Raw genomic sequence first — 11,467 nt, forward strand, 5'->3', positions numbered from 1 at the left:
TGTACCTATGAAATCATCTTTTCGATGACTAGTCTCTTCCCCGTATTTATTGTAAATTCAAAGCGGTCATTTACCTTTTCAAAATAACAAAAATGGTGCTGAACATTACAAATTTGTTCTTGGTTATCAAAAACAATAAAGTTTACCCCATCTCTCCGATTTTCATCTGATAAGAAGGAGAGGTGATTGTAACAATATATACAATCATAGATAGAAAAATCTAACGAGTTCAATGTCGTGACAAATTGAAAAAAGGCGTCATCATTCATTCCCTCTAAAAGCCTTTCCAGTGAATAGATTAAATGCTTTCTGATTCTAACCGAATCTTGGTCTCGAAGCATAATAGTCTCATTCCCACTTCGAATCTTCCCAGATTCAATCAAGATTCCTTTCTTCCAACGATTTACACGAAATATTTCTATTTCTTGCTGAAGATAATCATCCAGCATCGCTGCCTCTTCTGTTTCTTCGTCAAAAAAGATCCATTGATCACTTATTTGTTCAACTGAACCTTCGTTATAGGCCCTTAGCTGAAAATCCATTAGTTTTATTCTTTGTTGTCGATTCATGTTTAACCTCCGTGCCTAATACTTTCATTTTCTTTGTAGACATCTTTGTGAGATTTTATAACTTGTTTATCTTTAATTTGGACAATTTTCCAAATATATTGGGCTGAATAGAATAAGAACATGCAATGTAACCCAGTGTTCAAAACTGGAGAGAGGAGAGCTATATGTGCGGAGTATCAGGATGGGTTGATTTTACTAAAGATATAAGAAAAGAAAAATATACAGTCGAAAAAATGACCAATACTCTAGCCAGAAGAGGGCCAGATGAAACAAACCTCTGGGTTCAAACACATGTGGGGTTTGGACATAAGCGTTTAATTGTTGTTGACCCTGAGGGCGGCAGACAGCCAATGACAAAACAAAAGGAAGGTAATGAGTACACCATCTGTTATAACGGTGAACTTTATAATACCGAAGATATCCGCAAAATTCTCCTTACTAAAGGATATTCTTTTAAAGGTCATTCTGATACAGAAGTTCTGTTAACTGCCTATATAGAATGGGCGGAAGAGTGCGTAAATCATTTAAACGGAATCTATGCATTTGCCATTTGGGATCAAAAGGAAGAAAAGCTGTTTATTGGACGGGATCGATTAGGGGTTAAACCATTGTTTTTTACACAATTAAATAAAGGAATTTTATTTGCATCGGAAATAAAAGCCATACTCGCTAACCCTGGAATGAAGACGGAGTTGGAATATGAGGGGCTGGCTGAAATTTTTGGTTTAGGTCCATCAAGGACACCTGGCTCTGGTATCTTTAAGGGAATTAAAGAGTTAAGGCCTGCCCACGCATTAACTTTTTCCAAAAAGGGCTTAAGGATTTGGCGCTATTGGAATGTAAAGAGTGATGTGCATAGGGATAATGTAGAAGAAACAGCTGAAAAGGTACGATATTTGGTAACAGATGCTGTTACAAGACAGCTTGTATCGGATGTGCCGCTATCTACTTTCTTATCAGGCGGGCTTGATTCCAGTATTATTACAGCTATTGCTGCTCAATGTTTTAAGGACCAAGGAAAAGGTCAGCTTCACACGTATTCTATTGACTATGAAGGAAATGACCAATTTTTCAAGGCAAATGAATTTCAACCAAATGCGGATGAAAAATGGATTAACATTGTAACCAATGAGTTTAATACAAAGCATCATTTTAAGACCATTTCACAGCAGCAATTAGTGAAAGACTTAACAGAAGCGGTTCATGTTCGCGACTTGCCTGGTATGGCTGACATTGATTCTTCCTTACTTTGGTTTTGTAACGAAATAAAAAATGACTTTGTTGTCAGCCTTTCTGGAGAATGTGCGGATGAGATTTTTGGAGGCTATCCATGGTTCCACCGCAAGGAAGATTTAGAGAGACCAAGTTTCCCTTGGATGCGTTCGGTAAATGATAGGAATAACCTGTTAAGAACGGATTGGCAGGAAAGATTGAATTTAAAGGATTATGTGATTGATAAATACAATCAAGCCATCCTGGAAACACCAGGATTGGATGGAGAAAGCCTAGAGGAAGCAAAACGAAGAGAGCTTTTCTATATTAATATGACACATTTTATGACCACACTGCTTGACCGTAAGGATCGAATGAGCATGGGTGCAAGTCTAGAGGTAAGAGTTCCATTTGCGGACCATCGACTTGTTGAATACGTTTGGAATATCCCGTGGGATATTAAAATGGTTCACGGCAGAGAAAAGGGGATATTGAGAAAAGCGTTTGAAGGGATTCTTCCAGAGGAAGTTCTGTATCGAAAGAAAAGTCCATATCCAAAAACCCATCATCCAGAATATACACTAGCAGTTCAACAACAATTAAGGAAGATACTAGGAGATAAGGCATCTGTACTATATGAGTTATTCAATCATGATCTACTAAATAAACTAGTGGAATCTGGGGGTAATTCGTTCAAAGAGCCATGGTTTGGACAGTTGATGTCAGGCCCGCAGCTTTTAGCTTACTTTATTCAACTTGATATTTGGTTTAAAGATTACAATATTAATATAGTAAAATGATAAACGATAATAGTTGGATTCACAACATTATTAGATTAAAATGAGTGTATGGAAGGGGATTGAACATGAGAAAAACCTTAATGACACTTATTTTAATCTGTTTTTTGGTTATCACATCACTGCCAGTACAGGCTGAAATGGAGAAAGAAGACCGTAAATGGCAGGATGAAACCATTTATTCGATTATGGTCGATCGTTTTTTTGATGCCAATACAAAGAATGATATCGATGTGAATACGCAAGACCCTTTAGCCTATAATGGCGGAGATTTTCAAGGGGTTATGGACAAGCTTGATTACATAAAGGAAATGGGCTTTACAGCAATCCGACTCACATCAATCGTTGATAATACGGATGGTGGATACCATGGATATTGGGTGAATGATTTTTATAAGACGGATGAGCATTTTGGATCACTCAAAACATTCAGGAAGTTGGTTCAAGAAGCACATCAACGTGATATGAAGGTTATTATCGATTTTGTAACCAATAATGTTTCTAAAGAACACCCATGGGTTACGGATAAAACGAAACAAGACTGGTTTAATGAGAAACGGGATATTCATGATTTAAAAGATCAGGACGAACTAGAAAATGCCTGGATAAACGATCTGCCTGATCTTAATCAGGATAACCCTGAAGTCAAAAATTACTTGTTAGACGCTGCAAAGTGGTGGATAAATGAAACCGATATCGACGGATATAGTCTTCCGGAAATAAATTTTGTACCTGAGACATTTTGGAGCGAATTTTCAAAAGAAGTAAAAAAGGAAAAAGAAAACTTTTTCCTATTAGGGATAACCTCCACTAATAGTAAGGTTGATCTTAATATTTATAAAAGTACTGGAATCGACAGCATTACTGATTATCAATATAGTGAGAATTTGAGAAATGCCTTTGCTGATGTCAATCAATCATTTAGCGGACTGGAAGATAATGAGGTTGATAAGCCCGAGTTGCAGCCAGTATTTTTTGACAATGAAATGACTACTCGCTTTACGCGTGATATCGTTAAGAATAAACATTTTCCAGGGGCACGGTGGAAGACGGCTTTAACCTATATGTATTCAACTCCTGGACTCCCAGTAGTCTTTTATGGGAGTGAAATTGCATTAAACGGAGGAGAAATTCCTGATAATCGTCAGCCTATGAATTTTCGAACAGAAAAAGAGCTGATTGACTATATTACAAAGCTTGGTGAATTAAGAAACCAACTTCCTTCGTTAACGAGAGGAAGCATGGAAATGCTTTATGAAAAAGATGGAATGGCCGTATACAAACGTGTCTACCAAGATGAAACAGCTATTATTGCTATTAATAATACTAGCGAATCTCAAAGCATCACCTTAAATAATGACCAAATTGAAGGTGGAAAAGAACTGCGTGGGCTGTTAAAAGGTGACCTGGTTCGGAGTAAGGATAATCGATACGACCTCATTATAGATAGAGATGAAGCCGAGGTTTATGTATTAGCCAAGAAAAGCGGAATTAATCTGCCGCTAATCGGATCACTAATCGTTGTTTATGTCTTGTTCACTATTTTTATAGTAAAGATTAGGAAAAGAAGGAAGTAAACTTTATAAAAAGGCGTTACTTCCATATCGAAGTAACGCCTTTTTATATTCATTGATTACCCATTTATAATTTCTCCGCCGTTGACATGAAGGATTTGTCCACTTACATAGGAGGAATCATCGGATGCCAGATATACATAGCACGGAGCAAGTTCAAATGGCTGCCCGGCTCTGCCCATCGGTGTATTTGACCCAAAGCTTGCCACTTGGTCTTCGTTAAAGGTAGAGGGAATCAGGGGTGTCCAAATAGGGCCAGGTGCAACGCCGTTTACTCGTATACCTTTCTGTGCCAGTGATTTTGCCAGGGAACGAGTAAAGGTTACGATTGCACCTTTTGTGGCAGAATAATCTAATAATTGCTCATTGCCGGCATAAGCAGTAACGGAAGCCGTATTGATAATCGCCGCACCTTGTTTTAGGTGTGGCAGGACCATTTTAGACATATAAAAGTATGAGAATATATTGGTCCGAAACGTTTTTTCAAGTTGTGCTGAGGTAATATCTAACAGACTTTGCTGCGGGTGCTGTTCAGCTGCATTATTTACTAAAACATCAATCTTACCAAACTGTTCGATTGCTTTATGAACACTTTCCTTACAAAAATCTTCATTACCTATGTCACCGGAAATGAGCAGGCATTTACGCCCTTCTGCTTCAATGAGAGATTTTGTTTCCTCCGCATCTTGATGTTCTTCTAAATAAACAATGGCAACATCTGCGCCCTCTTTTGCAAAATAGATGGCAACAGATTTTCCTATACCACTATCTCCTCCAGTGATAAGCGCAGTTTTACCAGCTAATTTCCCTGCACTTTTATAGTTGGAATTGACTGAGAGAGGAAGCGGTTTCATTTCACTTTCGATACCAGGCTGATGATTTTGATGCTGTGGTGGAAAAGTCTTTTTTTGCTGTTGTTGGTTATTTGACATTCATGTTACCTCCAAGGTTATTTACCATTTTAGTTTGAGGTAAATGAACGAAAATATGAGAAAATAAAAAAGGTGAAAAGAAATTTTTCTTTCACCCAGTAAATATGTTTTATCGATAGTTAATAAATTGAACATCGACTGTTAGATCAGCCTCGCGAACCAAGGAAATAATCTTTTGAAGATCATCACGGTTTTTACCGCTTACGCGTACTTGGTCATCTTGAATTTGGCTCTTCACCTTAAGTCCGCTGTTTTTAATAATCGTGTTAATTTTCTTAGCATTTTCTTTATCGATCCCTTGAACAAGTTTAGCTCTTTGGCGGACGGTCCCTCCAGAGGATTTTTCCATTTTGCCATAATCCAGATTCTTAACAGGAACACCTCTTTTGATTAACCTGCCGAGCAAAACGTCTTTCAGCTGATCCATTTTAAATTCATCATCTGAAACTAAAACAAGCTCTTCTTTATCTAGTGTAACTTCACTTTTGCTTCCTTTAAAATCGTAACGAGTTTTAATTTCCTTCATCGTTGCGGTAATTGCATTTGTGACTTCAGTAAATTCCACTTTGGATACGATATCAAAAGATTCGTCTTTGGCCATAGTAATAATACCTCCTGTATATGTTTAATAACGGTTATTTTCATTTCTGCTAATGTTTCCCTTTATGCCTACATTATAGTAAAATATAGCAAGTCAAACAACCCTATGGATAACAATAGGAGAGAAAAGGTGAGTTAACATGTCATTACAAGAACTTATTGGTCAAACCGTTACCTTAACGGTGGCACGAAAAGCCGATTTTGGGTATTTTTTAACGGATGGAAATGAAGATGTTTTATTGCATATAAATGAAGCGGACCGAGAATATGAAGAAGACGAAACGGTCGAGGTGTTTTTGTATGTTGATTCTGAAGGAAGAACATCTGCGTCTACAACCATACCCGAAATTGCGATTGGCAAATATGCCTGGCTTAAAGTGGTGGATACCAATCCTCATGTAGGTGTATTTTTGGACATTGGAATTAAAAAGGATCTATTATTAGGAATTGACGATCTCCCAGTCCATAAATCAGTCTGGCCTAGGGAAGGCGATTTGGTTTATGTTACCTTAAGGGTGAATAACAATTATCTATTATATGCAAAGCTTGCAACAGACCCGGTAATAGAGTCAATATCAACCAATGCAACGAGGAAGGATTTTAACAAGAATATACAGGGGCATATCTACCGGACTGCAAAGGTGGGAAGCTGGATTTATACCATTGAGGGCTTTAAAGGATTCATCCATGAATCACAAAGACAAAAAGAGCCGCGGTTAGGGCAAATGGTGGAAGGTCGGATTGTTGATGTCAAAGAAGATGGAACAGTAAATGTTTCTTTACTTGCTAGAAAACAGGAATCCCTGGACCTTGATGCGGAACGTATTTTTGATTATTTAATGAGCAGAAATGGTGCAATGCCTTTTAATGACAAGAGTATGCCTGAGGAAATCCAAGAACGCTTCCAGTTAAGTAAGGGAGCATTTAAGCGCGCACTCGGTAAACTTATGAAAGACGGCAGAGTGTACCAGGAAGGAAGCTGGACGTACCTGAAAAAGGATTAATTTTCCTATACATACTCCTATTTGAAATGACGGACACTATACACTGAAGGAATTTTGAAAGGAGTATCTTTATGCCGCATACATCAGATAACGATAAAAAAGCACAAGACAATAATGCATTAAGACACGAAAAAAACATGATGCGAGAGAAAAATCGTCAAGCGGGTAAAAATCAATATTCAAAAAAGACAGATCATAAATAAAACAAAGCGGGGAATTCCCTGCTTTGTTTTATTTATGAAGGCGATTTACTCAGAAAGAAAATTGCGATGGCCCCAGGTCCTGTGTGGGCTCCGACTGCAGAGCCGATATTCGTTACATACGTTTCTCTTGGCTGTAATTCTTCCTCGATTAACGCTTTGACCACTTCAACCGTCTCCTTTGTATCAGCATGGCTGATCCCGATCACTTGGTCACCAAAATCTTCACCGCGCTCCTTCATTAGTTCAATCAAACGTCGATAAACCTTCTTTTTTCCTCGTATTTTCTCGATTGGAACCAGTTTGCCATCTTCGACATTTAGGATTGGCTTGATATTTAGTAGGCTACCCAGAAAGGCTGAAGCTTTCGAGACACGTCCGCCCTTGGCTAAATAATCTAAGTCATCAACTGTAAAAATCTGTTCCATATGCTGACTTCGGAATACCACATCTTTAAGTATTTCTTCCTTTGAGGCATCTTCTGCAGCAAGCCGTGCAGCTTCTCTTACGACTAGTCCGAACCCAAGTGAGGCACACTTAGTATCAACAATTGTTAAATTAAAGTTTGGATATTTTTCCTTTACTTGGTCAAGAATCATAACAGAAGTCTGATATGTACCAGATAATTCAGAAGAGAACGCAATATATATTCCATCTTCATTATTTTCAGCCATTTTTGTAAAGATTTCCTCAAATAATAAAGGAGAAACCTGTGATGTTTTAGGAATATCTCCACCACGAATGGCGTCATAGACTGTTTTTGGATCAATGGTTTTAACATCTTCATATTCTTGGCCATTAACCTGAACCTTTAATGGAAATAAGGTCACGTTATGCTCTAAGTAAAAATCTTTTGGTAAATCGCATGCGCTGTCAGCTAGTATTTGTACCGGCATGAAGCTCACCTGCTTTCAAGCAATATAGTTAGTTTCAGTTTATCGGTTTCAGGGTAAAAAAACAATTATCTATATTTCAAAATATATGAGGAGATGGTGCTTTTGTTATGGCTCCAAACCAAAAAAATAGTAATCGTTATTGTTGGTGCATTTCTTAACGCCCTGGCAATTAACTTCTTTTTAGTACCGGCAAATGTTTACTCTAGCGGTTTTACAGGAATCGCCCAATTGCTTTCAAAAGTTTTAACTGATCAAACGCCTTTTACAATTTCAATGGGTATTTTATTGTTACTGTTAAATATTCCTGTAGCGATTTTGGGCTGGTTTAAGGTTGGAAAATCATTTACTGTTTATAGTTTTCTAAGTGTTGTCCTATCCTCTTTTTTCTTAGAAATGATCCCGATTACACAGGTATCTAAAGATATCCTCCTAAATTCAGTCTTTGGCGGGGTGATATTAGCGGTTGGTGTCGGCTTAACGTTAAAATGGGGGGCATCCACGGGCGGCTTAGACATCATTGCCATGGTTTTATCTAGGATGAAGGATAGGCCGATTGGTAACTACATCTTTACTTTAAATTCACTAATTATTATTACAGCCGGTTTTCTATATGGATGGGAAAAAGCACTTTATACAATCGTATCTTTGTATGCTACCACGAGGGTAATTGACGCCATCCATACAAGGCATGCAAAATTAACGGCCATGATTATTACGAAAAAAGCAGAAGAATTAAAAACAGCTATTCATTCGAAGCTTGTAAGGGGAATCACGATGGTTCCAGCGAAGGGGGCATTTTCAAATGAATCAAGAGACATGCTGATGATCGTTATTACCAGGTACGAGCTATTTGATCTAGAGAGAATTATTAAAGAAGTTGATCCTAATGCATTTACGAATATCCTTCAGACAACAGGAATCTATGGTTTCTTTCGGCGTGAATAGGTTTGGTAAAGCTAAAATAGAAAAGCTGGCACGAAAGTGTAACGTGCCAGCTTTTCTATTATTGAATTTGTTCAAGCTCATTTTGCATTTCTTGGAGCTGACGCTGTTCCGCAAAGGTAGAATTAGCGAAAGCAGAACTTAAGGCGTTCTTTGCTATCGAAACCGCAGAACTCCGTTCAGCAGGGTCGGCCGTTTTCGCCATCTCAACAAATCTTCTTGCTTCTTGGAATAACTGGTTTCCCATCGTTATATCCCTCCAAGCGAGGAGTCACGCACATTGGACATTTTCTGGGCTTCCGCTTCAGCGTAAGTCATGTGGTAAGGAATACGTTCAGCGTGTTTACTTACGGTATCCACACCTTGCTGGACAAAGCGTTTCGATTTGTTTCGTTTACCCATTGCAATCCCTCCAATTTGGTGAGCTTGGTATGAAGCAGCGAAAGTGCCTCACAAAAATAGTATGCTCTAATAAGAGGAATTCATTTAGGTAAAGTCTGGTGAAATACCATCTATTACTTTAAGTTTAACAAATCTGACAAATATACGGCAATGCCGTCTTCTTCATTCGTCAGGGTTACCTCGTTCGCAATACTTTTAACTTTGTCAATGGCATTACCCATTGCGATGCCGCGCCCAGCATACTCAAGCATCTCTAGATCATTATCTTCATCTCCAAAAGCAATGATCCTTTCAGGAGGAATATTAAAATAATCTGAGGCTTTTTTTAACCCAACAGCCTTACTTAAGCCAATTTTGATAATTTCAATGACATGCCATGGTGCCGCCCAGCTTCGATGGTCAATTACTTCAGCATGAACGTCTGACAAATGCCGGCGTATTTGCTTTAGATCATCTTCTTCAGTATGGATTAACAAACTTGTTGGAGAATCTTTTAAGTAGTCACGAAGATCTCCTGTCGTTATGAATGGATTGCCCATACCGAAAATATCTAAAAGTTTTTCGTCATGATAGTGAAAATAAACTTCATCAATGACTTCTGCAATGATGTTGTGAAATTGAAAAGAACGGCACGCTTCCACAATGTCCTTTGCGACTTTAATATCTAAAGGATCATGATAATATCCCCAGCTTGAATCAAGTGGGTGATGCATAAAAGCACCATTAAAATTTACAATTGGAGTATCTAATTGGAGCTCACGATAATACGGTTCACTCGAGCGAAATGGTCTGCCCGTTGCAATCATTACCACATGTCCTTCTTCTCTTGCTTTACTTAAAACGTTTTTTGTTTTTGTAGAAATGGTTTTATCATCTTTTAATAAAGTCCCATCTAAATCCAATGCAATTAAATGTTTTTCCGCCATATTGACTCCTTCTTTGATAGTTTTTTATACAATAAGGCTTAGCTTTAGAAAATTGAAGAATGTAATGATACACTACAACTATGAATTTCTTATTTTGTTGAAAATCAAATTTGTATAGATACTATGTTAACAATTTTATACCATACCTGTAAAAAAATTCACTTCATAAGAATTTGAATTTATGTATAAAGGAGGTCCTGCCTTAGTGATTATCGTTGAAAAAAGTTGGCTGAAAAATAACCCTTATCTACATATAGTAAATAAAAATGACCAACAAGAAAAACTTCCGTTCATCATTTTTAACCATGGATTTACCAGTGCAAAGGAGCATAATCTTCATTATGCCTATTTATTAGCGGAAAAGGGATTTCGAGTCATATTACCAGAGGCAATTTACCATGGTGAAAGGGAACAAGGTTTATCTGAGAACGCGCTATACAAACATTTTTGGGAAATTGTTATTAAGACCATCCATGAATTGAACGATTATAAGGAATACTATGTTAATGAGGGATTAGCTGACCAGGAGCAAATTGGACTTGCGGGAACTTCAATGGGTGGTATAGTTACATTGGGGGCATTAACCAAATATAAATGGATTAAAGCTGCAGTCAGCTTAATGGGAATGCCCGCTTATGAGGAATATCTACATTGGCAAATAGAACAAATGCAGAGACTCGGTATTGGACTTTCATTCACGAAGGAACAGATTGAAGAGCAGTTATCGTTTCTTCGCCAATTTGACTTGAGCCTTCAACCGGAGAAGCTTGGGAATCGGCCATTATTATTTTGGCACGGAAAAAAAGATCCAATTGTTCCCTTTCATTTAACCTACCAGTTTTATCAATCCGTTAAGGATGATTATGAGGAAACACCAGCCAATCTTCACTTCATAAGTGATGAAAATGCGGATCATAAGGTCAGCAGGGAAGGTTTACAAGCTGCGGTTTCGTGGCTCGAGAAACATTTATTAACTTAATATAGAGGAGTGTATGAGTAATGAATGAAGATTTAAAAGAAAATATTATGGGTGCATTAGAATTGGTAATCGATCCAGAATTAGGCGTGGATATTGTCAATTTAGGATTGGTGTATGACGCAGAGATGGATGATGAAGGAGTAGTAACGATTACGATGACGCTCACCTCAATGGGCTGTCCTCTTGCAGGAACCATTGTCGACCAAGTGAAAAGAGCGTTAGCTGATATTCCGGAAATAAAGGATGTAGAGGTTAATATTGTTTTTAACCCGCCATGGAATAAGGAAATGATGTCACGTTATGCGAAAATTGCATTAGGCATCCGTTAAATAACTCAAAACAGCAGAATGCATCTGCTGTTTTTTTCTGTTATCCGCAACAAACCCCAGCCTATGCGCAACTAATATCAGTTAACCGCAACAAACCACAGCCTA

At 37.9% G+C, this 11,467-nt stretch carries 14 protein-coding genes; 7 read left to right on the plus strand and 7 right to left on the minus strand.

Annotation, left to right across the window (positions count from 1 at the left end; all coding sequences use genetic code 11):
- Window positions 1–5 precede the first annotated feature (5 nt).
- On the minus strand, window positions 6–569 hold the full coding sequence (locus V7108_RS23730; RefSeq protein WP_335516593.1) for a DUF2777 domain-containing protein: 564 nt from the start codon (window positions 567–569) through the stop codon (window positions 6–8).
- A 164-nt stretch (window positions 570–733) separates the two neighbouring features.
- On the opposite strand from V7108_RS23730, the gene asnB reads away from it, so the two are divergent.
- Both asnB and V7108_RS23740 read left to right on the plus strand, forming a co-directional pair.
- Window positions 734–2,581, plus strand: coding sequence for an asparagine synthase (glutamine-hydrolyzing) (gene asnB / locus V7108_RS23735; protein WP_335569633.1), 1,848 nt, complete (start codon window positions 734–736; stop codon window positions 2,579–2,581).
- Window positions 2,582–2,646: 65 nt separating this feature from the next.
- Window positions 2,647–4,155, plus strand: coding sequence for an alpha-amylase family glycosyl hydrolase (locus V7108_RS23740; protein ID WP_335569634.1), 1,509 nt, complete (start codon window positions 2,647–2,649; stop codon window positions 4,153–4,155).
- A 56-nt stretch (window positions 4,156–4,211) separates the two neighbouring features.
- Here the strand turns inward: V7108_RS23740 and V7108_RS23745 are convergent, their stop codons facing one another.
- Both V7108_RS23745 and V7108_RS23750 read right to left on the minus strand, forming a co-directional pair.
- Complete coding sequence (locus V7108_RS23745) at window positions 4,212–5,084, minus strand: SDR family oxidoreductase (RefSeq protein WP_335569635.1); 873 nt, start codon at window positions 5,082–5,084, stop codon at window positions 4,212–4,214.
- A gap of 109 nt (window positions 5,085–5,193) precedes the next feature.
- The gene (locus V7108_RS23750; RefSeq protein WP_335569636.1) at window positions 5,194–5,685 is read right to left on the minus strand and encodes a YajQ family cyclic di-GMP-binding protein; all 492 of its coding nucleotides are present in this window, start codon (window positions 5,683–5,685) and stop codon (window positions 5,194–5,196) included.
- Between the two features lie 139 nt (window positions 5,686–5,824).
- Here V7108_RS23750 and V7108_RS23755 point away from each other — a divergent pair, with 139 nt between their 5' ends.
- Together V7108_RS23755 and V7108_RS23760 are read left to right on the plus strand one after the other, a co-directional pair.
- Window positions 5,825–6,688 carry a CvfB family protein gene (locus tag V7108_RS23755; protein ID WP_335515250.1) on the plus strand — a complete coding sequence of 288 codons (864 nt, stop codon included), beginning with the start codon at window positions 5,825–5,827 and terminating at the stop codon, window positions 6,686–6,688.
- Window positions 6,689–6,759: 71 nt separating this feature from the next.
- Window positions 6,760–6,891, plus strand: coding sequence for a DUF3941 domain-containing protein (locus V7108_RS23760; protein WP_081810752.1), 132 nt, complete (start codon window positions 6,760–6,762; stop codon window positions 6,889–6,891).
- A 32-nt stretch (window positions 6,892–6,923) separates the two neighbouring features.
- Here the strand turns inward: V7108_RS23760 and V7108_RS23765 are convergent, their stop codons facing one another.
- Complete coding sequence (locus tag V7108_RS23765) at window positions 6,924–7,784, minus strand: DegV family protein (protein ID WP_335515247.1); 861 nt, start codon at window positions 7,782–7,784, stop codon at window positions 6,924–6,926.
- A 93-nt stretch (window positions 7,785–7,877) separates the two neighbouring features.
- Between V7108_RS23765 and V7108_RS23770 the strand changes: the two genes are divergently transcribed.
- Window positions 7,878–8,729, plus strand: a complete 852-nt coding sequence (locus V7108_RS23770; protein ID WP_420489215.1) for a YitT family protein — start codon at window positions 7,878–7,880, stop codon at window positions 8,727–8,729.
- A gap of 58 nt (window positions 8,730–8,787) precedes the next feature.
- On the opposite strand, the gene V7108_RS23775 is transcribed toward V7108_RS23770, so the two are convergent.
- The 3 genes from V7108_RS23775 to V7108_RS23785 all read right to left on the minus strand — a co-directional run bounded on the left by V7108_RS23775 (window position 8,788) and on the right by V7108_RS23785 (window position 10,054).
- Window positions 8,788–8,973, minus strand: coding sequence for a DUF3813 domain-containing protein (locus tag V7108_RS23775; RefSeq protein WP_335515242.1), 186 nt, complete (start codon window positions 8,971–8,973; stop codon window positions 8,788–8,790).
- Between the two features lie 2 nt (window positions 8,974–8,975).
- The gene (locus V7108_RS23780) at window positions 8,976–9,128 is read right to left on the minus strand and encodes a hypothetical protein (RefSeq protein WP_179292599.1); all 153 of its coding nucleotides are present in this window, start codon (window positions 9,126–9,128) and stop codon (window positions 8,976–8,978) included.
- 113 nt (window positions 9,129–9,241) lie between these two features.
- Window positions 9,242–10,054, minus strand: coding sequence for a Cof-type HAD-IIB family hydrolase (locus tag V7108_RS23785; RefSeq protein WP_335515239.1), 813 nt, complete (start codon window positions 10,052–10,054; stop codon window positions 9,242–9,244).
- 205 nt (window positions 10,055–10,259) lie between these two features.
- Between V7108_RS23785 and V7108_RS23790 the strand changes: the two genes are divergently transcribed.
- On the plus strand, window positions 10,260–11,033 hold the full coding sequence (locus V7108_RS23790; RefSeq protein WP_335569638.1) for a prolyl oligopeptidase family serine peptidase: 774 nt from the start codon (window positions 10,260–10,262) through the stop codon (window positions 11,031–11,033).
- A 20-nt stretch (window positions 11,034–11,053) separates the two neighbouring features.
- Window positions 11,054–11,362 (plus strand): metal-sulfur cluster assembly factor, encoded by a 309-nt coding sequence (locus V7108_RS23795; RefSeq protein ID WP_335515233.1) that lies wholly within the window; start codon window positions 11,054–11,056, stop codon window positions 11,360–11,362.
- The last annotated feature ends 105 nt before the right edge of the window (window positions 11,363–11,467 follow it).

This window comes from Neobacillus vireti (genome assembly GCF_036962345.1).
In the GTDB taxonomy this organism is placed as follows: domain Bacteria; phylum Bacillota; class Bacilli; order Bacillales; family Cytobacillaceae; genus Neobacillus; species Neobacillus vireti_A.

Bases quoted from the DNA above. Each gene is read 5' to 3' on its own strand.
- V7108_RS23730 (WP_335516593.1), bottom strand. From the start codon at position 569: ATGAATCGACAACAAAGAATAAAACTAATGGATTTTCAGCTAAGGGCC.
- asnB (WP_335569633.1), top strand. From the start codon at position 734: ATGTGCGGAGTATCAGGATGGGTTGATTTTACTAAAGATATAAGAAAA.
- V7108_RS23740 (WP_335569634.1), top strand. From the start codon at position 2,647: ATGAGAAAAACCTTAATGACACTTATTTTAATCTGTTTTTTGGTTATC.
- V7108_RS23745 (WP_335569635.1), bottom strand. From the start codon at position 5,084: ATGTCAAATAACCAACAACAGCAAAAAAAGACTTTTCCACCACAGCAT.
- V7108_RS23750 (WP_335569636.1), bottom strand. From the start codon at position 5,685: ATGGCCAAAGACGAATCTTTTGATATCGTATCCAAAGTGGAATTTACT.
- V7108_RS23755 (WP_335515250.1), top strand. From the start codon at position 5,825: ATGTCATTACAAGAACTTATTGGTCAAACCGTTACCTTAACGGTGGCA.
- V7108_RS23760 (WP_081810752.1), top strand. From the start codon at position 6,760: ATGCCGCATACATCAGATAACGATAAAAAAGCACAAGACAATAATGCA.
- V7108_RS23765 (WP_335515247.1), bottom strand. From the start codon at position 7,784: ATGCCGGTACAAATACTAGCTGACAGCGCATGCGATTTACCAAAAGAT.
- V7108_RS23770 (WP_420489215.1), top strand. From the start codon at position 7,878: ATGGTGCTTTTGTTATGGCTCCAAACCAAAAAAATAGTAATCGTTATT.
- V7108_RS23775 (WP_335515242.1), bottom strand. From the start codon at position 8,973: ATGGGAAACCAGTTATTCCAAGAAGCAAGAAGATTTGTTGAGATGGCG.
- V7108_RS23780 (WP_179292599.1), bottom strand. From the start codon at position 9,128: ATGGGTAAACGAAACAAATCGAAACGCTTTGTCCAGCAAGGTGTGGAT.
- V7108_RS23785 (WP_335515239.1), bottom strand. From the start codon at position 10,054: ATGGCGGAAAAACATTTAATTGCATTGGATTTAGATGGGACTTTATTA.
- V7108_RS23795 (WP_335515233.1), top strand. From the start codon at position 11,054: ATGAATGAAGATTTAAAAGAAAATATTATGGGTGCATTAGAATTGGTA.